This is a genomic window from Ideonella sp. WA131b, from assembly GCA_023657425.1.
Lineage (GTDB): Bacteria > Pseudomonadota > Gammaproteobacteria > Burkholderiales > Burkholderiaceae_C > Rubrivivax.
In genome coordinates, this window is record JAGTJW010000003.1 from 481,611 (window position 1) to 503,452 (window position 21,842).

25 protein-coding genes are annotated in these 21,842 nt (G+C 68.7%); 17 read left to right on the forward strand and 8 right to left on the reverse strand.

What is annotated here, in order from left to right; translation table 11 throughout:
* Positions 1–14 precede the first annotated feature (14 nt).
* Genes ccoS through KA711_17425 form a run of 8 tightly spaced genes read left to right on the forward strand, consistent with a single transcriptional unit; the run spans position 15 to position 5,469 of the window.
* Positions 15–191: a cbb3-type cytochrome oxidase assembly protein CcoS gene (ccoS, locus tag KA711_17390; GenBank protein ID MCM0610741.1), complete on the forward strand. Its 177-nt coding sequence runs from the start codon at positions 15–17 to the stop codon at positions 189–191.
* A 57-nt stretch (positions 192–248) separates the two neighbouring features.
* On the forward strand, positions 249–1,697 hold the full coding sequence (gene ccoN / locus KA711_17395) for a cytochrome-c oxidase, cbb3-type subunit I (GenBank protein ID MCM0610742.1): 1,449 nt from the start codon (positions 249–251) through the stop codon (positions 1,695–1,697).
* 21 nt (positions 1,698–1,718) lie between these two features.
* Complete coding sequence (gene ccoO / locus KA711_17400) at positions 1,719–2,339, forward strand: cytochrome-c oxidase, cbb3-type subunit II (protein ID MCM0610743.1); 621 nt, start codon at positions 1,719–1,721, stop codon at positions 2,337–2,339.
* A 16-nt stretch (positions 2,340–2,355) separates the two neighbouring features.
* Positions 2,356–2,556 carry a cbb3-type cytochrome c oxidase subunit 3 gene (locus KA711_17405; GenBank protein ID MCM0610744.1) on the forward strand — a complete coding sequence of 67 codons (201 nt, stop codon included), beginning with the start codon at positions 2,356–2,358 and terminating at the stop codon, positions 2,554–2,556.
* A gap of 3 nt (positions 2,557–2,559) precedes the next feature.
* Positions 2,560–3,477, forward strand: a complete 918-nt coding sequence (ccoP, locus tag KA711_17410; protein MCM0610745.1) for a cytochrome-c oxidase, cbb3-type subunit III — start codon at positions 2,560–2,562, stop codon at positions 3,475–3,477.
* A gap of 19 nt (positions 3,478–3,496) precedes the next feature.
* Positions 3,497–4,948: a cytochrome c oxidase accessory protein CcoG gene (gene ccoG, locus KA711_17415; GenBank protein MCM0610746.1), complete on the forward strand. Its 1,452-nt coding sequence runs from the start codon at positions 3,497–3,499 to the stop codon at positions 4,946–4,948.
* Between the two features lie 12 nt (positions 4,949–4,960).
* Positions 4,961–5,182: a nitrogen fixation protein FixH gene (locus KA711_17420; protein MCM0610747.1), complete on the forward strand. Its 222-nt coding sequence runs from the start codon at positions 4,961–4,963 to the stop codon at positions 5,180–5,182.
* 26 nt (positions 5,183–5,208) lie between these two features.
* Positions 5,209–5,469, forward strand: coding sequence for a hypothetical protein (locus KA711_17425; protein ID MCM0610748.1), 261 nt, complete (start codon positions 5,209–5,211; stop codon positions 5,467–5,469).
* A 12-nt stretch (positions 5,470–5,481) separates the two neighbouring features.
* Here the strand turns inward: KA711_17425 and fnr are convergent, their stop codons facing one another.
* Positions 5,482–6,222 (reverse strand): fumarate/nitrate reduction transcriptional regulator Fnr, encoded by a 741-nt coding sequence (gene fnr / locus KA711_17430; GenBank protein MCM0610749.1) that lies wholly within the window; start codon positions 6,220–6,222, stop codon positions 5,482–5,484.
* 120 nt (positions 6,223–6,342) lie between these two features.
* Between fnr and hemN the strand changes: the two genes are divergently transcribed.
* Positions 6,343–7,770, forward strand: a complete 1,428-nt coding sequence (gene hemN, locus KA711_17435) for an oxygen-independent coproporphyrinogen III oxidase (GenBank protein MCM0610750.1) — start codon at positions 6,343–6,345, stop codon at positions 7,768–7,770.
* Positions 7,771–7,774: 4 nt separating this feature from the next.
* Positions 7,775–8,491 carry a sulfite exporter TauE/SafE family protein gene (locus tag KA711_17440; GenBank protein ID MCM0610751.1) on the forward strand — a complete coding sequence of 239 codons (717 nt, stop codon included), beginning with the start codon at positions 7,775–7,777 and terminating at the stop codon, positions 8,489–8,491.
* A gap of 60 nt (positions 8,492–8,551) precedes the next feature.
* Here KA711_17440 and KA711_17445 read toward each other — a convergent pair whose 3' ends face one another.
* Positions 8,552–8,785 carry a hypothetical protein gene (locus KA711_17445; protein MCM0610752.1) on the reverse strand — a complete coding sequence of 78 codons (234 nt, stop codon included), beginning with the start codon at positions 8,783–8,785 and terminating at the stop codon, positions 8,552–8,554.
* Positions 8,786–8,975: 190 nt separating this feature from the next.
* On the opposite strand from KA711_17445, the gene icd reads away from it, so the two are divergent.
* The 7 genes from icd (at position 8,976) to KA711_17480 (ending at position 14,132) form a co-directional block, all read left to right on the forward strand.
* Positions 8,976–10,229, forward strand: a complete 1,254-nt coding sequence (gene icd, locus KA711_17450; protein MCM0610753.1) for an NADP-dependent isocitrate dehydrogenase — start codon at positions 8,976–8,978, stop codon at positions 10,227–10,229.
* A gap of 61 nt (positions 10,230–10,290) precedes the next feature.
* Complete coding sequence (locus tag KA711_17455; GenBank protein ID MCM0610754.1) at positions 10,291–10,452, forward strand: hypothetical protein; 162 nt, start codon at positions 10,291–10,293, stop codon at positions 10,450–10,452.
* A gap of 510 nt (positions 10,453–10,962) precedes the next feature.
* Complete coding sequence (locus KA711_17460) at positions 10,963–11,268, forward strand: DUF1778 domain-containing protein (protein MCM0610755.1); 306 nt, start codon at positions 10,963–10,965, stop codon at positions 11,266–11,268.
* 3 nt (positions 11,269–11,271) lie between these two features.
* Positions 11,272–11,784 carry a GNAT family N-acetyltransferase gene (locus tag KA711_17465; GenBank protein ID MCM0610756.1) on the forward strand — a complete coding sequence of 171 codons (513 nt, stop codon included), beginning with the start codon at positions 11,272–11,274 and terminating at the stop codon, positions 11,782–11,784.
* Positions 11,785–11,810: 26 nt separating this feature from the next.
* Complete coding sequence (locus KA711_17470; GenBank protein ID MCM0610757.1) at positions 11,811–12,248, forward strand: DUF1828 domain-containing protein; 438 nt, start codon at positions 11,811–11,813, stop codon at positions 12,246–12,248.
* Positions 12,249–12,456: 208 nt separating this feature from the next.
* The gene (locus KA711_17475) at positions 12,457–13,272 is read left to right on the forward strand and encodes a type IV toxin-antitoxin system AbiEi family antitoxin domain-containing protein (protein MCM0610758.1); all 816 of its coding nucleotides are present in this window, start codon (positions 12,457–12,459) and stop codon (positions 13,270–13,272) included.
* Positions 13,269–14,132 (forward strand): nucleotidyl transferase AbiEii/AbiGii toxin family protein, encoded by an 864-nt coding sequence (locus tag KA711_17480; GenBank protein ID MCM0610759.1) that lies wholly within the window; start codon positions 13,269–13,271, stop codon positions 14,130–14,132. Before KA711_17475 ends, KA711_17480 begins: the two co-directional genes overlap by 4 nt.
* 79 nt (positions 14,133–14,211) lie before the next feature.
* On the opposite strand, the gene KA711_17485 is transcribed toward KA711_17480, so the two are convergent.
* The 6 genes from KA711_17485 to KA711_17510 all read right to left on the reverse strand — a co-directional run bounded on the left by KA711_17485 (position 14,212) and on the right by KA711_17510 (position 21,808).
* Positions 14,212–14,982, reverse strand: a complete 771-nt coding sequence (locus KA711_17485) for a DUF2189 domain-containing protein (protein MCM0610760.1) — start codon at positions 14,980–14,982, stop codon at positions 14,212–14,214.
* A gap of 4 nt (positions 14,983–14,986) precedes the next feature.
* The gene (locus tag KA711_17490; GenBank protein ID MCM0610761.1) at positions 14,987–15,541 is read right to left on the reverse strand and encodes a lipoprotein signal peptidase; all 555 of its coding nucleotides are present in this window, start codon (positions 15,539–15,541) and stop codon (positions 14,987–14,989) included.
* 2 nt (positions 15,542–15,543) lie between these two features.
* On the reverse strand, positions 15,544–18,411 hold the full coding sequence (gene ileS, locus KA711_17495) for an isoleucine--tRNA ligase (GenBank protein MCM0610762.1): 2,868 nt from the start codon (positions 18,409–18,411) through the stop codon (positions 15,544–15,546).
* A 213-nt stretch (positions 18,412–18,624) separates the two neighbouring features.
* Positions 18,625–19,617 (reverse strand): bifunctional riboflavin kinase/FAD synthetase, encoded by a 993-nt coding sequence (locus KA711_17500; GenBank protein MCM0610763.1) that lies wholly within the window; start codon positions 19,615–19,617, stop codon positions 18,625–18,627.
* A 55-nt stretch (positions 19,618–19,672) separates the two neighbouring features.
* Positions 19,673–20,722 (reverse strand): hypothetical protein, encoded by a 1,050-nt coding sequence (locus KA711_17505; GenBank protein ID MCM0610764.1) that lies wholly within the window; start codon positions 20,720–20,722, stop codon positions 19,673–19,675.
* 3 nt (positions 20,723–20,725) lie between these two features.
* The gene (locus tag KA711_17510; GenBank protein ID MCM0610765.1) at positions 20,726–21,808 is read right to left on the reverse strand and encodes a glycosyltransferase family 4 protein; all 1,083 of its coding nucleotides are present in this window, start codon (positions 21,806–21,808) and stop codon (positions 20,726–20,728) included.
* Positions 21,809–21,842 lie beyond the last annotated feature (34 nt).

The window sequence follows — 21,842 nt, forward strand, 5'->3', positions numbered from 1 at the left end:
GGCGTCGCCGTCCCATGGAAAGCCTGTACCTGCTCATCCCGCTTTCGGCACTGATCGTGCTGGGCATCATCGCGGTCTTCGGCTGGGCGCTGAACCGCGGCCAGTTCGAGGACCTCGAGCGCGAAGGTGAACGGATCCTGACGGACGATCCCGAGGCGCTTGACGCCGGTCAAGCCCGCCGCGAGGACTGAACGGAAGAATGCCCCGAGCGGCTGCAGGCGTTGCAGCCCATCCGAGGAGTCCGTTCGATGTCAACCCCACGTGCTGCCGCATCCGGGCAGGCCGTCTATGCCGACAACGTGGTCAGGCTGTTCGCCCTGGCCGCCGTGTTGTGGGGCGTGGTCGGCATGCTGGTCGGCGTGATCATCGCCGCCCAGCTGACCTGGCCTGAGCTCAACCTGGGCATTCCCTGGCTCAGTTACGGCCGTCTGCGGCCGCTGCACACCAACGCCGTGATCTTTGCATTCGGTGGCTGTGCGCTGTTTGCCACCAGCTACCACGTCGTGCAGCGCACCTGCCAGGCGCGGCTGTTTGCGCCGGGTCTGGCGATGTTCACCTTCGTGGGCTGGCAGCTCGTCATCCTGGCCGCGGCCATCAGCCTGCCGCTGGGCTACACGCAAGGCAAGGAGTACGCCGAGCTTGAGTGGCCCATCGACCTGCTGATCGCCGTGGTGTGGGTGAGTTATGCGATCGTGTTCTTCGGCACCATCGGCGTGCGCAAGGTCCGCCACATCTACGTGGCGAACTGGTTCTTCGGCGCCTTCATCATCGCCGTGGCGCTGCTGCACATCGTCAACAGTGCCGCCATCCCCTGGGGCGCCATGAAGAGCTACAGCGCGTATGCCGGCGTGCAGGACGCGATGATCCAGTGGTGGTACGGCCACAACGCGGTGGGCTTCTTCCTCACGGCGGGCTTCCTGGGGATGATGTACTACTACATCCCCAAGCAGGCCGAGCGCCCGGTGTACAGCTACCGGCTGAGCATCGTGCACTTCTGGGCGCTGATCTTCACGTACATGTGGGCGGGCCCGCACCACCTGCACTACACCGCGCTGCCCGACTGGGCGCAGAGCATCGGCATGGTGTTCAGCCTGGTGCTGCTGGCCCCCAGTTGGGGCGGCATGATCAACGGCATCATGACGCTCAGCGGTGCCTGGCACAAGCTGCGCGACGACCCCATCCTGAAGTTCCTCATCGTCTCGCTGTCGTTCTACGGCATGAGCACCTTCGAGGGTCCGATGATGTCCATCAAGACCGTCAACGCGCTGAGCCACTACACCGACTGGACGGTGGGCCACGTGCACAGCGGCGCGCTCGGCTGGGTGGGCCTGATCAGCATGGGCTCGCTGTACTACCTGATCCCGCGCATGTTCGGCCGCACGACGATGTTCAGCGTCAAGGCCATCGAGCTGCACTTCTGGGTGGCCACGATCGGCATCGTGCTCTACATCGCCGCGATGTGGATCGCCGGCGTGATGCAGGGCCTGATGTGGCGCGCGGTCAACCCCGACGGCACGCTGGTCTACACCTTCGTCGAGAGCGTCAAGGCCACCTACCCGTACTACGTGGTGCGCCTGGTCGGCGGCGTGCTGTACCTGGGCGGCATGCTGATCATGGCCTGGAACGTGGTGATGACCGTGCGCAGCGGGCATGCCGAGGATGCGCGCATCCCGGCCCCGGTGCTCGCCCACGCCTGACCGACCCGAGGAGTCCAGACCATGGCACAGAACAGTACCCCGAGCGGTCACGAGAAGATCGAGACCAGCAACTTCCTGATGATCGTGCTGATCCTGCTGGCGGTGGCCGTCGGCGGGCTGGTCGAGATCGTGCCGCTGTTCTTCCAGCGCAGCACGACGCAGCCGGTCGAGGGGCTCAAGCCCTACACGCCGCTGCAGCTGGCCGGGCGCGATGTCTACATCCGCGAGGGCTGCTACAACTGCCACTCGCAGATGGTGCGGCCGTTCCGCGCCGAGGCGCTGCGCTACGGGCAGCTGTCGGTGGCGGGCGAGTTCGTCTACGACTACCCCTTCCAGTGGGGCAGCAAGCGCACCGGCCCCGACCTGCACCGCGTGGGCGGCAAGTACAGCGACGACTGGCACCGTGTGCACCTGATCAACCCGCGCGACCTGGTGCCGGAGTCCAACATGCCGGCTTACCCCTGGCTGGTGACGGGCGTGGTCGACGACAAGAGCATCGGTCAGCGCATGAAGGCCTTGCAGACGCTCGGCGTGCCCTACACCGACAGCGAGCTGGCCGCCGCGGCGGAGCAGGTCAAGGGCAAGTCCGAGATGGACGCATTGATCGCCTACCTGCAGGTGCTGGGCACCGCGCGCAAGTGAAGGCAGGAGCACATCGATGGACGTGAACACCCTGCGCATCGCGGTCACGGTGGCCGGCCTGGCGCTTTTCCTGGTGCTGGTGGCCCACACCTGGAGCCGCCACCGCCGCGCCGACCACGACGCCGCCGCGTTGCTGCCTTTTGCTGACGAAGCAGCCGACGGCGGCGACGTCGACGTGCCTGCCACCGGCTGGCCCGACAACCGAATCAAGGAGTAAGCCGTGAGTGATTTCCTGCACAGCGGCTGGGCGCTGTTTGTGGCCGTGGTGACCGCCTTGTCGCTGCTGGCCTGCCTGGCCCTGCTGGCCATCGCGGCCAAGCGCCGCGTGATGAGCGACGACAACACCACCGGCCACGTCTGGGACGAGGACCTCAAGGAGATGAACAACCCGCTGCCGCGCTGGTGGATGGGCCTGTTCGTCATCACCGTGGTGTTCGCGGCCGTGTACCTGGCCTTCTATCCGGGCATGGGCAGCGCGCCCGGCCTGCTCAAGTGGACGAGCGTCGGCCAGTACGAGGCCGAGCAGGCCAAGGCCCGCGATTCCATGGCCTCGGTGTATGCCAGGTTCGTGGCCATGAACGCCGATCAGCTGGTGGCCGACGAGCAGGCCATGGGCATCGGCCAGCGTCTGTACCTGAACAACTGCGCGATGTGCCACGGCTCGGACGCGCGCGGTGCCAAGGGCTTCCCGAACCTCGCCGACAACGACTGGCTGGGCGGCAACGACCTTGGCTATGTCAAGAAGACCATCGTCGAAGGCCGCGTGGGCGCGATGCCGGCCATGGCCGCCGCCGTGGGCACGGCCGAGGACGTGAAGAACCTTGCCCACTACGTGCTCAGCCTGTCGGGCAGCGCCCACAACAGCATCGCGGCCCAGCTTGGCAAGCCCAAGTTCGCCACCTGCGCCGCCTGCCACGGCCCCGAGGGCAAGGGCAACATGGCCCTGGGAGCGCCCAACCTGACCGACAAGATCTGGCTGCACGGCTGGGGTGAGCAGGCCATCGTCCGCGCCATCACGCAGGGCATCAACAACCCCATGCCCGTGCAAGGCCGGCTGCTGACGCCTGAGCAGGTGCACGTGCTGGGCGGTTATGTGCTGAGCCTGTCCAAGGGCACACGCGTGGCCGCCACGAACTGAGGCCGCGCGGCCGCAGCGCATGTCCTCAGGCCCCAGCCCTGCCGTCGCGGCGGAAGACGCCGCCGTCCGGATCGTCAGCCTCTACCAGAAGCAGAACAAGATCTACGCCCGCGCCGTCAGCGGCTGGTTCGCGGGCTGGCGCTGGGCCCTGGTGTGGACGACGCAGCTCGTGTTCTACGGCCTGCCCTGGCTGGAGTGGAACGCGCGCCAGGCCGTGCTGTTCGACCTGGACGCGCGGCGCTTCTACATCTTCGGCCTCGTGCTGTACCCGCAGGACTTCATCTTCCTGACCGGGCTGCTGATCATCTCGGCCTACGCGCTCTTCCTGTTCACCACCGTGGCCGGGCGCCTGTGGTGCGGCTACGCCTGCCCGCAGACCGTCTACACCGAAATCTTCATGTGGGTGGAGCGCAAGCTCGAGGGCGACCGTGCGCAGCGCATGAAGCTCGACGCCGCACCCTGGGGGCTGGAGAAGCTCCTGCGCAAGGGCGGCAAGCAGGCGGTTTGGCTAGCCATCGGCCTGTGGACGGGCTTGACCTTCGTCGGCTACTTCACACCGATCAAGACGCTGGCCGTGCAGGTGATGCAACTGGGCCTGGGCCCCTGGGAGTGGTTCTGGACGCTGTTCTACGGCTTCGCCACCTACGGCAACGCCGGGTACATGCGCGAGCAGGTGTGCAAGTACATGTGCCCCTATGCGCGCTTTCAGAGCGCGATGTTTGACCCCGACACCCTCATCATCACCTACGACGCGGCGCGGGGCGACCCGCGCGGCCACAACGCCCAGCGCAGCAAGAAGGCCGGCTCCCGGGCCGAGGGGCTGGGCGACTGCATCGACTGCGGCCTGTGCGTGCAGGTCTGCCCCACGGGCATCGACATCCGCAACGGGCTGCAGTACGAGTGCATCGGCTGCGCCGCGTGCATCGACATCTGCGACGGCGTGATGGACAAGATGAACACCCCGCGCGGCCTCATACGCTACGACACCGAACGCGGCATGGCCGAGCACAGCCCGCGCGCCACGCTGTGGCGCCGCGTGCTGCGCCCGCGCGTGCTGGTGTACACGGCCATCCTGGGCCTGATCGGCACGGCGGTGCTGGTGGCGCTGGTGCTGCGCACGCCGTTCAAGGTCGACGTCGTGCGCGACCGCGGCACGCTGGCGCGCATCGTCGACGAGGGCTGGATCGAGAACGTGTACCGCGTGCAGGTGATGAACGCCACCGAGCAGCGGCAGTCCTACCGCGTGGACGTTCAGGGCCTCGAGGGCCTGCGGCTGGACCGGCAGGAGCCCATCGTCCTGGGTCCGGCCGAGGCCCGCTGGGTGGTGCTGGCGGTGCGCGTGCCGCCCGAGGTGGCGGCGCACGCCGGCGGCGGCGCCCACGCCCTGCGTTTCGAGGTCAGCCTGGCGGCGCCGGATGGCGGCGCGGGGCACCGCATCGTCGAGAAGTCCACCTTCGTCGTGCCGCGCTGAGGCGGCTGCCCCATGGAGATCGCCATGAACCCGCAAGACAACCCGCCCTGGTACCGCCTGCCCATCGTGTGGATGGTGATCGCCGGCCCGGCCGCCGTGGTGGTGGCCGGCTTCGCGACGCTGGCGATCGCCATCGCCAACCCCGACCCGCTGGTCTCGGTGCCCGAGGCCCGCAGCAGCACCGAAATGCCGGCCGTGCAGGGGCGCAACCACGCGGCCACGCCGCGGCCCTGAGGGGCGACGCCGGCACGGCAGCGGCCATGAAGCGCATCGCCCGACAGGCCGCGGCCATCCTGTGGCCCGCCTTCCTGGTGGCGGCGGTCCTGGAGATCGTCGTCTTTGCGTTGGTCGACCCCGCCTCGCTGCACATGCTGTCGGGTGCGGCGCTGCTGCTGTCGGACACGGCGGTCTACTCGATCGCGTTTCTCGTGTTCTGGGCCTGCACGAGCGTGGGCTGCGCGCTGACGGTGTTGCTGGAGCGCGGCGCGAGCGAGCTCAATCCGGCCGGACCGCCCCGTTGAGCGCACCCCCGCTCAGCAGGCGGTGCCGTTGACGAGGCGCTGCAGCGCGTCGGGGTCGAGCACCTCGATCTGCCGCTGCCTCACCGACAGGATGCCGTCGTCCTGGAAGCGGCTGAAGGCCCGGCTCACCGTCTCGAGCTTCAGGCCGAGGTAGCTGCCGATCTCCTCGCGCGTCATGCGCAGGATCAGGGAACTCGACGAGAACCCCCGCGTGCGCAGGCGCTGCGTGAGGTTGAGCAGGAAGGCTGCAAGACGCTCTTCGGCACGCATGCTGCCCAGCAGCAGCATGACGCCATGGTCGCGCACGATCTCTCGGCTCATGATCTTGTGGAAGTGGCGTTGCAGGTCGGAGAGCTCGCGCGAGAGGTCTTCGAGCTGCTGGTAGGGGATCACGCAGACCTGGGAGTCCTCGAGCGCCACCGCATCGCAGGTGTGGCGGTCGGTGCCGATGCCGTCGAGGCCCAGCAACTCGCCGGCCATCTGGAAGCCCGTCACCTGGTCGCGGCCGTCTTCCGACGAGACGCAGGTCTTGAAGAAACCCGTGCGCACCGCGTAGAGCGACGCAAAGGCGTCGCCCACATGGAACAGCGCCTCTCCCCGGGGCACGGCACGGCGCGTCGCCACAATGTCGTCAAGCCGCTCGAGCTGCTGATTGGAGATGCCGACCGGCAGGCACAGCTCGCGCAGGTTGCAGCTCGAACACGCCACCTTGAACGGCTCGAGGCGAAGGGAAGCGGAAGGCGGGGACTGCATGATGGGGGACTCCTGCCGCAGTATGGCGCATGTCAACGCGATACCGGAAGAGGTACGGCGCGCATGGCCCCTTGAGGTGGATCAAGCGACCGACAAGCCGCCTCGGGCACAGTGCCCCGCATGAGCACCGTCGCGTCTCCGGTAGGCATCCCGGCCACCCAAGCGGTCAGCCTGACTGACGAGCAGCTGGCGCGGCTCGACGTTCCAGGCCCCCGCTACACCTCCTACCCCACGGCCGACCGCTTTGTCGAGGCCTTCGGGCCGGAGCAATACCGGCAGGCCCTGCACCAGCGCGCCATCGGGGCCCGGGTCGGCGGTGCGCCCCCGCTGTCGCTGTACGTGCACCTGCCGTTCTGCGAGTCGGTCTGCTACTACTGCGCGTGCAACAAAATCATCACCAAGCACAAGAGCCGCGGTGCCGAGTATCTGTACTGGCTGGAGCGCGAGGTCGAACTGCACGTGGCCGAGTTCGGCACGACCCAGCCGGTGTCGCAGTTGCACCTGGGGGGTGGCTCGCCCACCTTCTTGTCGGACGACGAACTCGGCTCGCTGATGGCCATGCTGAAGCGCTCGTTCCGCGTGCTGCCCGGTGCGGAGCTGTCCATCGAGGTGGACCCACGCACCGCGTCGCGCGAGCGCTTGGGCAACCTGTTCCGCATGGGCTTCAACCGGGTCAGCTTCGGGGTGCAGGACTTCGACCCCGACGTGCAGCTTGCGGTGCACCGCGTTCAGTCCTTCGACATGGTGCAGGACCTCGTCATCGAAGCCCGCGCGCTGGGCTTCCAGTCCGTCAACGCCGACCTCATCTACGGCCTGCCCAGGCAGACGCCGGAGTCCTTCCGCCGCACCATCGCCCAGGTGGCGCAGCTGCGGCCTTCGCGCATCGCACTGTATGCCTATGCGCACCTGCCGGAGCGCTTCAAGCCGCAGCGGCGCATCCACGCCGCCGAGCTGCCGCGGGGTGAACTGCGCGTGCGCATGCTGGGCGACGCCATCTCCGGATTCATCGGCAGCGGCTACGTCTACATCGGCATGGACCACTTCGCGCTGCCGGGCGATGCGCTGGCCGTGGCGCGCAGGCAGGGTCGCCTGCACCGCAACTTCCAGGGCTACACAACGCAGCCCGACTGCGATCTGGTGGCCTTGGGGGTGTCGTCGATCGGCCGCATCGGCGCCACCTACAGCCAGAACGCCAAGACGCTGGAGGAGTACCAGGACGCGCTGGCCCAGGGCCGTTTCCCGGTGGTGCGCGGTCTGGCGCTGACGCGCGACGACCTGCTGCGACGCGCCGTCATCATGGCGCTGATGTGCCAGGGCCGGGTGGAGTTCGAGTCCATCGAGCTCTCGCACCTGGTGAAAGTGCCCGAGGTCTTTGGGGCCGAGCTGCAGCAGTTGCGCCAGATGCAGGAGATGGGTCTGGTGGAGCTTGACGAGCGCGAAATCCAGGTCACCGCCACGGGCTGGTACTTCATTCGCGCCATCGCGATGGTGTTCGACCGCCACCTCCAGTCCGATCGCGTGCGCGAGCGCTTCTCTCGGATCATCTGATCGCATGGATGCGGCACTCATCGGCAGCGCCGCGCTGCTGGGCCTGGCGGGCTCGCCGCACTGCGCCGCCATGTGCAGCGCGCCCTGTGCGGCCATCACCGGGCCGCGGGGCGCGGGCGTATGGGCCTTCCACAGCGCCCGCGTGGCCGCCTATGCCGCGGCGGGGTTGGTGGCCTCGGCCAGCGTCGGCAGCCTGGCGGCGCTGGCGCAGTGGACCCCGGCGCTGCGGCCGTTGTGGCTGCTCTTCCACCTGGCGTCGTTCGCCTTGGGTTTGTGGCTGCTGGTGCGAGGGCGCCAACCCGCGTGGATGGGGCAGATCGGCCGCGGGGCGCTGGCCGGCCCGGGTGGCGGGCCCATGGCGGCCGCGGGAGCGAGAGGCGCCACCGTGCGCCTGTGGCGCAGGCCACCGGCTCGGGCGGCGCTGGCCGGGGGGCTGTGGGTCGCCTGGCCCTGCGGGCTGCTGCAGTCGGCCCTGCTGGTGGCCTCCATGACGCAGAACCCCTGGTCCGGGGCCTCGGCCATGGGTTTGTTCGCGATGGCGTCGGCCGCTGGCCTGTTGGTGGCGCCCGGGATGTGGCGGCTGTTGCGCGGTCGCGCCGACGGGCCGGGCTTCGAGCGCCGGCTGGCGCGCGCTGCCGGGGCGCTGCTGGCGGCGGCCGCGCTGTTCGCGATGGGCCACGACCTATGGCCACCGATCGCCGCGTGGTGCGGCTTGGCCTGACAGCCTGAAGCAACAACGCCCGGCAAAGCCGGGCGTCGGGTGCACGAAGGCGGCGAAGAATTACTTCTTCGGCTCTTCCTTCTTGGCGGCCGGCTTGGCGTCCTTCTTCTCTTCCTTCTTCTCTTCCTTCTTGGCGGCCGGTGCGGCAGCGGCCGGCTTGGCCTCTTCCTTCTTGGCGGCCGGAGCGGCGGCGGCGGCCGGGGCGGCCTTCTTCTCGTCCTTCTTCGCGTCGGAAGCGATGGCGCCGGTGGTGGCGAAGGCGGCGGCGATCAGGGCGGCCAGGAGCTTGTTCATCTCGGTCTATCCTTTTCAGAGCGTGGGTTGGTCAATGCCTCCCTCCATTGGGGCGGCACCGCCCTCAACGTGCGGCGCCGTCAGTCGGTTGACAGACCCCGTGAACTAGAATTTCAGGGTTTCCAAGAACACGCACGGCCGCCGAGCGCGGCCCATGCAACCCGCAGTCCCTGAGGAGACCCCTTCCACCATGTACCAGCACATCAAGGTGCCCGCCGCCGGCCAGAAGATCACCGTCAACGCGGACTTCTCGCTCAAGGTGCCCGATCAGCCCATCATCCCGTACATCGAGGGCGACGGCACCGGCCTCGACATCACCCCGGTGATGCTGAAGGTGGTCGACGCCGCGGTGGCCAAGGCTTACGGCGGCAGGAAGAAGATCCACTGGATGGAGGTGTACGCCGGTGAGAAGAGCACCAAGGTGTACGGCCCGGACGTGTGGCTCCCCGAGGAAACCCTGCATGCCGTGCGCGACTACGTCGTCTCCATCAAGGGCCCGCTCACCACGCCGGTGGGCGGTGGCATCCGCAGCCTGAACGTGGCGCTGCGCCAGGAGCTCGACCTGTACGTCTGCCTGCGCCCCATCCAGTACTTCAAGGGCGTGCCCAGCCCGCTGAAGGAGCCCGAAAAGACCAACATGGTCATCTTCCGCGAGAACTCGGAAGACATCTACGCCGGCATCGAGTACGAAGCCGAGAGCGACAAGGCCAGGAAGGTCATCAAGTTCCTGATCGAGGAGATGGGGGTCAGGAAGATCCGCTTCCCCGACACCAGCGGCATCGGCATCAAGCCGGTCAGCCGCGAGGGGACCGAGCGCCTGGTGCGCAAGGCGCTGCAGTACGCCATCGACAACGACAAGCCCAGTGTCACGATCGTGCACAAGGGCAACATCATGAAGTTCACCGAGGGGGGCTTCCGCGACTGGGGCTACGCGCTGGCGATGCGCGAGTTCGGCGCGCAGCTGATCGACGGCGGCCCGTGGTGCAAGTTCAAGAACCCGAGGACCGGGCGTGAGATCGTGGTCAAGGACTCGATCGCCGACGCCTTCCTGCAGCAGATCCTGCTGCGCCCGGCGGAGTACTCGGTGATCGCCACGCTCAATCTGAACGGCGACTACGTCTCCGACGCGTTGGCCGCGCAGGTGGGCGGCATCGGCATCGCCCCGGGCGCGAACCTGTCCGACAGCGTGGCCATGTTCGAGGCCACGCACGGCACGGCGCCCAAGTACGCCGGCAAGGACTACGTCAACCCGGGCTCGGAGATCCTCTCCGCCGAGATGATGCTGCGCCACATGGGCTGGACGGAAGCCGCGGACCTGATCATCAGCAGCATGGAAAAGTCGATCGCCAGCAAGAAGGTGACCTACGACTTCGCGCGCCTGATGGAAGGTGCCACCCAGGTGAGCTGCTCGGGCTTCGGGCAGGTGATGATCGACCACATGTGATCTCGCTCCACAGCGTCTCTCGACGCCTCGTAAGCCCCTGATTTTGTTGGAGAAATCAGGGATGTCGGCCACCGACGTGGGCGACGTATGGGGCGTGGGGCGCAAGATCGCTGGGCAGCTAAGCGCTGGTGGCGTGCGCACCGTGCTCGACCTGCTGCGCGCCGACGTGGCCACGCTCCGGCGCCAGTTCAGCGTGGTCTTCGAGAAGACGGTTCTGGAGTAGCGCGGCACGCTTCCGGCGAAGGCCTGCGCGAGAAGGAAGGGCCCTCAGCAGGACTTCGAACTCACCGGCAGCTACACCGTCGGCGGCCAGCAGCGAACGGTCACGGCATCGCTGCTGCTGGTCCAGCCGAAACCGAACATCCTTCAGCCCCTGGCCTATGCCATTGCCGACTGGCGGGCTGCCGCGCTGGGGCAGCGCACGCCGAACTGCCAGTTCTGGAAGACAGGAGACCGGACCGCCGACTGCGAGCCCGTTCCCAGCCCGCTGGCACCAAAGGACCTCTGGTGAGCAAGCGCCTCTGCGGGTTGGCGGCCGTCGCCGTGGCCTTCACGGCCCTGGCTACCCCGGCCACCGCTGCGGGGCCGCGGCTGGCGCCCGGGGCAGAGCCCGGCTTCATGGCCGCTGCGTATGCAAAAACAGCGTCGAGAGCTTGATTTCGCTTACACCAAGGACGCAGCATCGCTTGTCGCGTACGGACACTTGCCGTACATTCGGCACAGGGAGCCCATCATGACCCACCAAGACACCCCCGACAGCACGCGCAACGCCCGGCTTGAAGCCCGCGTGTCCGCGGCGCAGAAAGGCCTGCTCCAACAAGCGGCGGCGCTGTCCGGGCGCACGCTCAGCGAGTTTGTCGTCGCCAGCGCGCAGGACGCAGCGCGCCGGGTGATTGCCGAACACGAGTCGATCCGCCTGTCGCGCGAAGAGCAACTGGCCTTCGTGCAAACCCTGCTGAACCCGCCGGAGCCGAACGCGCGCCTCCAGCGCGCAGCCAAGGCCTATCGCCAGAACCTCGGCCAACGCACCGGCGCATAGCCGGTGACCTTGAGCGGCATCACTGTCGAGCCCCTGGGTCGACAGCACGACCGAACGGCGTTCCACTGCGGCGCGGAGGGGCTCGACCGTTACCTCAAGCAGCAGGCTCTGCAAGACGCGGACAAGCGCGTGGCGGCGCCTTTCGTCGCTGTCAGCCCGCCGAACGCACGAGTCCTCGGCTACTACACGCTATCGGCCTCGGTGCTGACCCTCGCCGACCTGCCTGACGACCTGACCCGCAAGCTGCCTCGCTATCCACAGCTTCCAGTCACACTGCTCGGCCGGCTGGCCGTCGATCAGGTCACCAAGGGCCAGGGTCTCGGCGAGCATCTGCTTTTGGATGCCCTGCGCCGCAGCTTGGCCCATGCCGACCAGATTGCGGCGATGGCTGTCGTGGTCGACGCCAAGGACGAGAGCGCCGCGGCGTTCTACAGACACTACGGCTTTCTCACCCTGCAGGCCCAGCCCGCCCGGTTGTTCGTGCCGATGCGCCTGGTGGCGCAGTTGTTGGGGTAGCCACGCGCAATCCAGCTACAACAAGTCTGCACGGCGAGCGCGGTGTTGAGATCGGCACGCCGTTCAGCTACGCCGATGGCAGTGCCATCGTCCTGTACGCGCTCGAAGAGGGCGACCGGATCTTGCTGTCGGACAACGGCGAGATGCTGGCGCACCTGGAGGCTGTCGGTGTCCCTGTCGGTCGCCGCGTGGCGACGTTGCGGGACCGCGTCGCCCGCTTAGGCCTGACGCTCGGCGACCAGGGTGATGTTCGGGTTTTGGTTCCTGCGGAGCAGGGCGCGCACATGCTGGCCACGGCGATCAGCGGGCTTCTTTCGGTGGCCGAGTGGGAGCGCGAACAGGTCGGCTTGGACGAGCAGACGCAGAACCTCGCTGAGGAAGCCTGTCGTTCGCGTCGAACTGACGGCCAGCTTCCTGGACCGGCTGGCGGCGATCGATTCCTTCTTGACCACGGCCGACGCTGAGGCGGCCTACGACAAGGCGTGGTGATGTCGCAAGGCCTGCTCTTCCTCGGTCAGCCCGGGCAGACCGAGGAAGAAGACGGCCAGGACCAGAAGTCCGACGGCGAACAGGTGACCTGGCTTTTGCGTTTTCTTGCATCCTGACCTGGTTTCGCCACAACTCCGTATGCAAAAAAGATCACATTGGCCTTGAACTCGCATATGCTTCGGCGTGGCTGCCCTGGACACCTTCATCGACGACTGCCTTGCGGCAGGCCGGGGCTGGTTCAGCCGCGACGAAGCGGTCGCGTCTGGCATCGCCCCAACTACCCTGTCGCCGGCACTGACGCGTGCCGTCGCCAGGGGCAAGCTGGCCAGTCCAAGGCACGGCTTCTACCTCATCGTGAGGCCCGAACACAGGGCAGCCGGTGCCGCCGATCCGGCCGAGTGGATCGACCCACTGATGAAGCATCAGGGCCTGGGCTACCGGGTGTCGCTGCTGCGTGCGGCGGCCCACCACGGCTCGTCGCACCAGGCGGCCATGATCTTCCAGGTGGTGGCACCCCGCCAACTGCGCGATCTGACGTTGGGCGTGCATCGCCTGCAGTTCATCTACCAAGAGCCCGAGGCCTTTGCTGCCTGCAACGAAGCCGCCCTCGTCGATGCCATCAAGACGCCCGCCGGCTTCGCCGTCGTGGCAGGCGTCGAGCTGACCTTGCTCGACTGCGTGCGCTACATGCATCGGGCCGGTGGCCTTGGCAGCGTGGCACAGATCGCCAAAGATCTTGGCGCGCACGCCGATGCACGCCGCCTGGCAAGGGCTGCAGCGCACTGCGAAGGCGCCGCGGTGCGCCGCCTGGGCTACCTGCTGGAACAGGCGGGGCACACCAAGCAAGCGAAGGCGTTGCGCGGCTACGCTGAGGCCGCGAGGTACTTCGCGCCCCTTGACCCGAGCGTCAAACCGATCGTGGCCGCGCTGGTGGAGGTTCCGGAGCGCGATGCCACCTGGAAGCTGCTGGTCAATGAAGTCGTCGAGGTGGACGCTTGATCCCGCAGGCCTACATCCAGGCCTGGCGGGCGCATGCCCCGTGGCCAAACCCGGCGCAGGTTGAACAGGACCTGATCATCTGCCGCGCGCTTTGCGACTTGTTCAATGCGCCCGCGCTCGCCGGCAAGATCGCCTTTCGCGGCGGCACAGCCATCCACAAGCTCCTGTTCAAGCAGCCGCTGCGCTACTCCGAAGACATCGACCTGGTGCAGACACAGGCAGAGCCCATCGGCGCCACGGTGGACGCCATACGCGATGCGCTCTCTTGGCTGGGCAAGTGCCAGCGCGAGCAAGCCGGGCATTCGATGCACCTCGTCTTCCGCTTCGCGCCCGAGTCGGCGCCGCAGACCGCATTGAAGCTGAAGGTCGAGATCAACACCCGCGAGCACGAGGTGCTGTTCGGCTACCGGCGATACCCTTTCGAGGTCGCCAGCGACTGGTACTCGGCGCGCACGGAGATCGTTTCCTTCGAGCCCGAAGAACTCTTCGGCACCAAGCTGCGCGCCCTGCTGCAAAGGCGCAAGAACCGGGACCTCTTCGACCTGCATCACGGCCTCACGCAGCTTGGCCTCGACCGAGACAAAGTCGTGACTTGCCTGAACCACTACCTGGCGCTCGAAGACCATCCGATCAGCCGAGCGGAGGCTGAAGAACGGATGCTCAAGAAGCTCACCCGCAGCCTCACGGAAGACATCGAGCCGCTGCTGCCGGTGGGTGTGCGCTTCGACGAAGCCGTGGCCATCGAAGCGTTCAATGACGTGTGGTCAACCCTAATCGCGCGGCTTCGTGGCGATGCCTGGAGGCTCAGCGCCGATGTGGTCGCACAGCTGCGCACCAAGTACCCCGGGCTGCTGCCCTGAACCGAGCGACCATCGCACGACACCGACGGCGATCACTGAGACCAAGAACAACGGCGGGGCGCTTGGCCCCCGCAGCGGTTCAGTCTGCAACGGCCTCGCGGTAAGCATGCCAGCTGGCGTGGCCCACGACGGGGCCCACCACCAGCAGCCCGGCGAACCATGGCAGCAGCGCCAGCGTGACGAGCGCGGCGATCAGGAAGCCCCACCACAGCATCACCAAGGTCTGCGTGAACACCAGGCGCAGGCTCGTCAGGCCGGCGGTGATGGCGTCGGTCTGGCGGTGCAGGATCATGGGGATGGAGATCACGCTGACGGCGTAGATCAGGCCCGCGAACACCGCGCCGACCGCAGCCCAAGCGGCGATGAAGGGCAGGTTCTCGGGATCGAGCAACGCCCGCAGCGAACCCTTGAAGTCGGGCATGCCGTCGAAGCTGACGGCGAACACCACCAGTGTGGCGCGGCCCCAGAGCATCTCCAGCACCAGCAGCACGAAGCCGAAGATGGCGAGCTGGCCGGTGCGCGTGTCCCAGGCCTGCAGCGAGTCGCCGAAGTCGGGCTTCTGGCCCAGCTCCAGGCGCTGGCTGGTGCGGTACAGGCCCAGGCAGAGGAAGGGCCCCATCAGCAGGAAACCGGCCGACAGCGCCAGCGTGTAGGCCGGGGCGTGCTCGAACACCTTCATCAGTGCCCAGCCCATGACCATGAAGCACGCGCCATAGAACAGGCCAATCAGCGGCGCGCGCGCGAAGTCGCGCGCACCGGCGGCCAGCCAACGCAGCGGGGCACCCAGGCTCAGCGGCCGCAGCACGATGGCCGGGCTGGGCGGCGGGTTGGCGGTGTCGTTGGCGCCCACGCTGCTAGGCGCGGCGCGAGCGCCGCACGCGCAGGATCTCGTCGAGGATCAGGCAGACCGCGCCAAGCGTGATGGCGCTGTCGGCGAGGTTGAAGCTCGGGAAGTAGCCGCCGCGGAACAGGGGCTCGAGGACCTCGAAGCGGAACTGCAGGAAGTCGACGACGTAGCCGTGGATCATGCGGTCGATGACGTTGCCCAACGCGCCGCCCAGGATCATCGTCACTGAGAAGCAGAACAGCCGCTCGTTCGGGTGGCTGCGCAGCATCCACACGATGAAGCCCGAGGCCGCCAGTCCGAGGCCGATGAAGAACCAGCGCTGCCAGCCCGTGGCGCCGGCCAGGAACGAGAACGCCGCGCCCGGGTTGTGCGCGCGCACGAGGTTGAAGAAGTCGGTCACCGGACGCACGTCGCCGAGCTGGAAGGCGCCGACGATGGCGACCTTGGTGACCTGGTCGGCCACGATGACGATGGCCGCGAAGACGAGCCAGAACAGCAGGCCGGGGCCGGCGCTGCTGCCCGCCCGTGCAACGGCGGGCCTTGCTTTCGGGGAGCGGGCCATCTTCAGGCCACTTTGCGGGTCTCGCCCGCGCCATGGAGGTTGCTGGTGCAGCGGCCGCACAGCCCGGGATGGGCCGGGTCGTGGCCCACGTCTTCGCGCCAGTGCCAGCAGCGTTCGCACTTGGTCGCGGCGGAGGGCCGAACCTCCACGTGCAGCGCATCGCCCGCCTTCAGCTCCGCCACCGAGGTGATGAACACGAATTTCAGGTCGTCGCCCAGGCTGGCCAGCACCCCATACTCGGCCGCCGGTGCGGTGATGCGCACGGTGGCCTGCAGCGACGAGCCCACGGCACCGGTGGCGCGCACGGCCTCGATCTCCTTGTTGACCAGCTCGCGCACGGCGCGCACGGTGGCCCACTTGGCCAGCAGCGCCGCGTTGGGTGCGGCGCCGTTGTCGAATCGCCAGTAGGTGGCCGTGAAGATGGACGGCGAGTCGCCACACAGCGCCCACCCCTCCTCGGCGGTGAAGCTGAGGAAAGGTGCCATCCAGCGCAGCATCGCCTGCGTGATCTGCCACAGCGCCGTCTGCGCGCTGCGACGCGCCAGGCTGCCGGGCGCGGTGGTGTAGAGGCGGTCCTTGAGCACATCCAGGTAGAAGGCGCCCAGGTCCTCGGAGCAGTACACCTGCAGCTTGGCCACCACGGGGTGGAACTCGTAGACCTCGTAGTGCGCCAGGATCTGCGCCTGCAGCTCGGCCGCGCGGGCCAGGGCCCAGCGGTCGATCTCCAGCATCTGCGCCGCGGGCACGGCGTGCTGCGCGGGGTCGAAGTCGGCCGTGTTGGCCAGCAGGAAGCGCAGCGTGTTGCGGATGCGGCGGTAGGCGTCCACCACCCGGGCGAGGATCTTGTCGTCGCCCGCAATGTCGCCCGAGTAGTCGGAGGCCGCCACCCACAGGCGGATGATCTCGGCGCCGAGCGTGGAGCTCACCTTCTGCGGCTCGATGCCATTGCCGAGAGACTTGCTCATCTTGCGGCCCTGGCTGTCCACCGTGAAGCCGTGCGTGAGCAGGCCGCGGTAAGGCGCGCGGTCGAAGAGGGCGCAGGCCAGCAGCAGCGAGCTGTGGAACCAGCCGCGGTGCTGGTCGTGGCCTTCGAGGTACAGGTCGGCCTCGGGGCCGCTGGCGTGGTGGCCTTGCGGGTGCTGGTTGCGCAGCACGTGCCAGAAGGTGCTGCCGCTGTCGAACCAGACCTCCAGGATGTCGCTGCTCTTGGTGTAGAGCGCACCGTCCTCGGGGCCCAGGACGTCGGCAGCGCTCAGCCGGCTCCAGGCCTCGATGCCGCCGCGCTCGACGACATCGGCCGCCTGGTCGAGGATCTCCATGGTGCGCGGGTGCAGCTCGCCACTGTCCTTGTGCAGGAAGAAGGGCAGCGGCACGCCCCAGCTGCGCTGGCGGCTGATGCACCAATCGGGCCGGTTGGCGATCATGTCGCGCAGCCGCGCGCGGCCGTTCTCGGGGTAGAAGCCCGTCGCGTCGATGGCGTCCAGCGCCAGCTGGCGCAGCGTCTTCGGGGCCTTGTCCTTGGTGAACACGCCCACGCCTTCGTCCATGCGCACGAACCACTGTGCCGCGGCGCGGTAGATCACCGGCGTCTTGTGGCGCCAGCAGTGCGGGTAGCTGTGCGTGATGGTCTCGGTGGCGAACAGGCGGCCCGCGTCGCGCAGTGCCTCGATGATCACCGGCACCGCCTTCCAGATGTTCTGACCGCCGAAGAGCGGGAACTCGGCCGCGTAGCTGCCGTGGCCCTGCACCGGGTTCAGGATCTCATCGGTCTTCATGCCGTGCGCGACGCACGAGTTGAAATCGTCCAGGCCGTAGGCCGGGCTGCTGTGCACGAGGCCGGTGCCGTCATCGGCCGTGGCGTAGTCGGCCAGATACACGGGGCTCAGGCGGTCGTAGCCGGCGTCCACGTGGGCGAGCGGGTGGTGGAACTGGATGCCGCCGAGCTTTTCGCCCAGCGTGGTGGCCACCACGTGGCCTTGCAGGCCGTAGCGCGCCAGGCACTTCTCCACCAGGCTGGCCGCCAGCACCAGCTGCCCGCGCTCGGTGTGCACGAGCGCGTACTCGAGCGCCGGGTTCAGGTTCAGTGCCTGGTTGGCCGGGATGGTCCAGGCGGTCGTCGTCCAGATCACCGCAAACGCTTCGCCGACGATCTCGGGCAGGCCAAAGGCCGCGGCCAGCTTGTCGGGCTCGGCGCACAGGAAGCCGACGTCCAGCGTCTGGCTCTTCTTGTCGGCGTACTCGATCTCGAACTCGGCCAGCGAGCTGCCGCAGTCGAAGCACCAGAACACGGGCTTGAGGCCGCGGTAGACGAAGCCGCGTTCGATGACGCGCTTGAAGGCGCGGATCTCGCCGGCCTCGTTGGCCGGGTCCATGGTGGCATAGCGGTGCTCCCAGTCGCCGAGCACGCCCAGGCGCTGGAAGTCGGCCATCTGCTGCGCGATCTGCTCGGTGGCGTAGGCGCGGCTCTTGGCCTGCATCTCGTCGCGGCTCAAGCTACGGCCGTGTTTTTTCTCGATGGCGTTTTCGATCGGCAGGCCGTGGCAATCCCAGCCCGGCACGTAGTGCGCGTCGAAGCCGGCGAGCTGCCGCGCCTTGACGATCATGTCCTTCAGCACCTTGTTGACGGCGTGGCCCATGTGGATGGCGCCGTTGGCGTAGGGCGGGCCGTCGTGCAGCACGAACAGGGGCGCGCCGCGCCGAGCCTCGCGCAGGCGCTGGTACAAGCCTTCGTCGTTCCAGGCCTGCACCCAGCCTGGCTCGCGCCTGGCAAGGTCGCCGCGCATGGGGAAGGGCGTGTCGGGCAGGTTCAGCGTGGCGCGGTGGTCGGTCGCGGCGTCGCTGGCGCGGGGGGCGGGGGTGTCGGTGCTCATGGCTTCACGGGCTCGGTGACCGAACGGCAGGCCGCGGGCAAGGTTGGGGTGAGGGCCGGGCCGGCCGGGGTGGCTCAGGGGGGCGCGACGGCGTTCGCGCCGGCTGCGGGCGGTGTCAGGCGCGGCGCCGAATTCGGTCGCGCGTACCTTGGCGGCGCGTGGCGGCGTGCCAGCGCGGGGCTCGTTGCGGCAGCGTATCCATCGGGCCCGATTCTACGGGGCCACCCGCCCGGCTCGGGCGTGCCACGCGCGGGCAGCCTCGGTGTCGCGCGCGATGCCCTCGCGCAGCGCCTCGAGCGAGTCGTACCTGAGCTCGTCGTGCAGCTTGCACAGCAGGTCCACGCGCACGCGGCGGCCGTAGCCGTCCTCAAGGCCGAGCGCGGCGGGCCAGTCCAGACAGTGAACCTCCAGCAGCACGCGGCCGGCGTCCTCGACCGTGGGACGCACGCCCAGGCTGGCCACGCCGGGCAGCGGTGCATCCGCCAGGCCGTGCACGCGCACGACGAAGATGCCCATGGCGGCCGGCCGGGCGTGGTCGAAGCGCAGGTTCAGCGTGCGGAAGCCCAGGTCGCGGCCGAGCTTGCGGCCGTGCTGGACACGGCCGCTGATGGCGTAGGGGCGGCCCAAAAGCGCCTCGGCGCGCGCCATGTCGCCGCCGGCCAGCGCCTCGCGCACGGCCGAGCTGCTGACGCGCAGGCCGTGCACCTCGTAGCTCATCATGCGGGCCACGTCGAAGCCGCCGGATCCGCGTTCGGCCCCGGCGGCGTCGAGCATGGCGTAGTTGCCCTGGCGGCGCGCGCCGAAGCTGAAGTCGTCGCCCACGAGCACGTAGCGGGCGCGCAGGCCCTCTTGCAGCACGTCGGTGATGAAGGCCTCGGCGGGCATCGAGGCCAGCCGCTCGTCGAAGCGCGCCACCACCACGCGGTCGATGCCGCAGCGCTCGAGCTCGGCGAGCTTGTCGCGCAGCGTGGCGATGCGCGCCGGTGCGAGCTCGGGCTTGCCCGCGCGTGCGGCGAAGAAGTCGCGCGGGTGCGGCTCGAAGGTCAGCACGCAACTGGGCACACCGCGATGGCGGGCCTCGTTCACCAGCAGCGCCAGCATGGCCTGGTGGCCACGGTGCACGCCGTCGAAGTTGCCGATGGTCAGTGCGCAGCCGACGTCAGACGTGCTGCCGAGGTCCAGCGAAAGGCGGCGGTGAATGCGCATGCCCGCAGGATTATCGCGGCACGGCCCCCGCAGGCGGGTCCGTGGACACCGCTCATCAACCCACGGCAGCCCGCGCGAGTGCTTGGCGAAAGCGCTCGTAGGGCTCTGTGCGTGTGCGCGACCAGCGGCCCAGGTGCAGCTGCGATTCGAGCCGCTCGCGTGCTGCCGCGCGGCGCTCTGCACGCTCGCCCCAGCGGGCCAGGGCCTCGTCCACGGCCGGCGCGATGGGCGCGCGGTCGGGTACCAGGGTCATCTGGGCCGTGGGCAGGGTGGGCAGGGTGTGGACACCGCGCAAATCGCCGCTGACCACCTCGCAGCCGGCGTAGACGGCCTCGATGTGGCGGTAGGTCCAGCGGGTGTGGCCCATAGGCGCGAGCGCCACCCGGGTGTCGGCCATGCGGTCGAAGAATTCATGAATGCGCAGCCGCGAGGCTTTGTCGAGCAGCGCACGCACCGGGCCGCAATCCGCCTCGATCTGCTCGATCGGGCAGTAGGGCAGCGGGTACAAGCCGCCCCAGAAGCGCCAGTCCGGACGGGCCCGCACCTCGCGCAGCCAGTCGATGCGCTGGTGGTAGCGCCGCGGCCGGCCGTCAGGGCCCACGCCGTCTTCATAGGTGGCCGAGCCCTGCAGCGCGAGGTCCCAGCGGCGCCGGCCTCCGCGCGCCAGCCGCCGGGCGGCGAACCAGGGCGCCAGGGCGCGGCGCGCACGCAGCGTCTGGCCGAGCTTGGGCGACAGCGGCATCGGCAGCACGCCGACATCCAACCCGACATCCAGCCCGTCGACGACGGTGGTCTTCAGCAGCAAGGGCGCGGCGTCGCGAAGCAGGGCCTGGTCGCTGTCGAGCCAGGCCGGCGCGGGCGCGTCGAAGAAATCGAACAGCGCCACGTGCCGGGCACGCAGCCGGGTCAGCCTCTGCGGCGTCAGTGCGCTGGGCAGGGCGATCAGCAGGGTGTCGGTGTCGTGCTCTGGGCCGCTGTCCAGCTCGGCGGCCTGCAGCACGTGCGTGCGCCCGGGTTCGTAGGCTTCCAGAAAGCGCTGCAGCGGCGCCACCCCGGGCACGCGCGGGTCGCTCTGGTCGGGTGCCACGATGGTGTAGGGCTTCATGGCTCAAGCCGCATCCGGCGGCAGGCCCAGCAGCCGCAGGTACAGCGCCGCATAGGCGGCACCGGCGCGGTCCCAATCGAAGCGGGCCGCATGGGCGCGCACCACGTCGGCGCGGCCGGGCTCGGACGCGTGGCGGGCCAGGCCTCGCTCCACCACCGCGCGCATCGAGGCCGGCTCGAACCCGTCGAAGTAGTCGGCGGCGTGGCCACCGATCTCGGGCAGGCAGGTCAATCTGCTCAGAAAGACCGGCTTGCCGAAGTGCATGGCCTCGATCGGCGGCAGGCCGAAGCCCTCCGTCAAGCTCGGGAAAAGGAACCCCGCGCAGCGGGCGTAGGCCCAGGCCTTCTGGGCGTCGTCCACACCCAGGTGGAACTGCACGTTGGGCAGCCGGTTGGCAGCCCGCAACGCCTTGGCGTCGTCGCTCGGCGGGCCCGCAAGAACGAACATCATCTCCGGCCACTCGGCCGCCAGGCCCAGCAGGGCCTGCGGGTTCTTCGACGGCGACATGCGGCTGAGGTGGAAAAGGAACGGCTGCCCGGGATCGAGCGTCCAGCCCGGAAGCGGCTGCTGCGGCGAGCCGGCGAAGCTGCGCGCGCCGTTGTGGATGACGGTGATCTCCCCGGTCCAGCCGAGGTGGCGGCGCACGTCGGCCGCAGTGTGGTGGCTGATGGCGGCCAGCTCGTCAGTCCGGGCCATCAGCGCGCGGGTCCGCTGGTCGTGGCGCCAGATGCTCAGGGCGTTGCGGCCGTAGAGGTAGTTGAGGTCGTGCACCGTGGCCAGGCGCACCGCCGTGCCGGCCGGCGGCAGCGTCTTGTTCAACTGGTGAAGGCTGTGCCAGAGGGCAAACTGCTCCGGCCGCACGTGGCGCCAGCGCTGCCAGCGGTTGACGGGGATGTAGCGCACCGTGCTTCCGAACAAGGGGCCCAGCCGTTCGCGGCAGTGCACGTGCAGCACCAGGCCGTGCTCGGCGCGCCAGCGCGCCGCACGCGCGGCCAAGCGTTGGCCGATCTGCCAGGAAAACTCCCCGAGCCCGTCGTGCAGTGCACCGATGTTGCCCAGGCTGATGCCGACGTGGCGCTCCTTCATCGGCGCGCAGTGTAGGCGCCGCCGCGTGGCTCTC

What these genes read in the sequence shown, in the direction of transcription:
- ccoS (MCM0610741.1), top strand. Translation starts at nt 15, where the DNA reads ATGGAAAGCCTGTACCTGCTCATCCCGCTTTCGGCACTGATCGTGCTG.
- ccoN (MCM0610742.1), top strand. Translation starts at nt 249, where the DNA reads ATGTCAACCCCACGTGCTGCCGCATCCGGGCAGGCCGTCTATGCCGAC.
- ccoO (MCM0610743.1), top strand. Translation starts at nt 1,719, where the DNA reads ATGGCACAGAACAGTACCCCGAGCGGTCACGAGAAGATCGAGACCAGC.
- KA711_17405 (MCM0610744.1), top strand. Translation starts at nt 2,356, where the DNA reads ATGGACGTGAACACCCTGCGCATCGCGGTCACGGTGGCCGGCCTGGCG.
- ccoG (MCM0610746.1), top strand. Translation starts at nt 3,497, where the DNA reads ATGTCCTCAGGCCCCAGCCCTGCCGTCGCGGCGGAAGACGCCGCCGTC.
- KA711_17420 (MCM0610747.1), top strand. Translation starts at nt 4,961, where the DNA reads ATGGAGATCGCCATGAACCCGCAAGACAACCCGCCCTGGTACCGCCTG.
- KA711_17425 (MCM0610748.1), top strand. Translation starts at nt 5,209, where the DNA reads ATGAAGCGCATCGCCCGACAGGCCGCGGCCATCCTGTGGCCCGCCTTC.
- fnr (MCM0610749.1), bottom strand. Translation starts at nt 6,222, where the DNA reads ATGCAGTCCCCGCCTTCCGCTTCCCTTCGCCTCGAGCCGTTCAAGGTG.
- hemN (MCM0610750.1), top strand. Translation starts at nt 6,343, where the DNA reads ATGAGCACCGTCGCGTCTCCGGTAGGCATCCCGGCCACCCAAGCGGTC.
- KA711_17440 (MCM0610751.1), top strand. Translation starts at nt 7,775, where the DNA reads ATGGATGCGGCACTCATCGGCAGCGCCGCGCTGCTGGGCCTGGCGGGC.
- KA711_17445 (MCM0610752.1), bottom strand. Translation starts at nt 8,785, where the DNA reads ATGAACAAGCTCCTGGCCGCCCTGATCGCCGCCGCCTTCGCCACCACC.
- icd (MCM0610753.1), top strand. Translation starts at nt 8,976, where the DNA reads ATGTACCAGCACATCAAGGTGCCCGCCGCCGGCCAGAAGATCACCGTC.
- KA711_17455 (MCM0610754.1), top strand. Translation starts at nt 10,291, where the DNA reads ATGTCGGCCACCGACGTGGGCGACGTATGGGGCGTGGGGCGCAAGATC.
- KA711_17460 (MCM0610755.1), top strand. Translation starts at nt 10,963, where the DNA reads ATGACCCACCAAGACACCCCCGACAGCACGCGCAACGCCCGGCTTGAA.
- KA711_17490 (MCM0610761.1), bottom strand. Translation starts at nt 15,541, where the DNA reads ATGGCCCGCTCCCCGAAAGCAAGGCCCGCCGTTGCACGGGCGGGCAGC.
- ileS (MCM0610762.1), bottom strand. Translation starts at nt 18,411, where the DNA reads ATGAGCACCGACACCCCCGCCCCCCGCGCCAGCGACGCCGCGACCGAC.
- KA711_17500 (MCM0610763.1), bottom strand. Translation starts at nt 19,617, where the DNA reads ATGCGCATTCACCGCCGCCTTTCGCTGGACCTCGGCAGCACGTCTGAC.
- KA711_17505 (MCM0610764.1), bottom strand. Translation starts at nt 20,722, where the DNA reads ATGAAGCCCTACACCATCGTGGCACCCGACCAGAGCGACCCGCGCGTG.
- KA711_17510 (MCM0610765.1), bottom strand. Translation starts at nt 21,808, where the DNA reads ATGAAGGAGCGCCACGTCGGCATCAGCCTGGGCAACATCGGTGCACTG.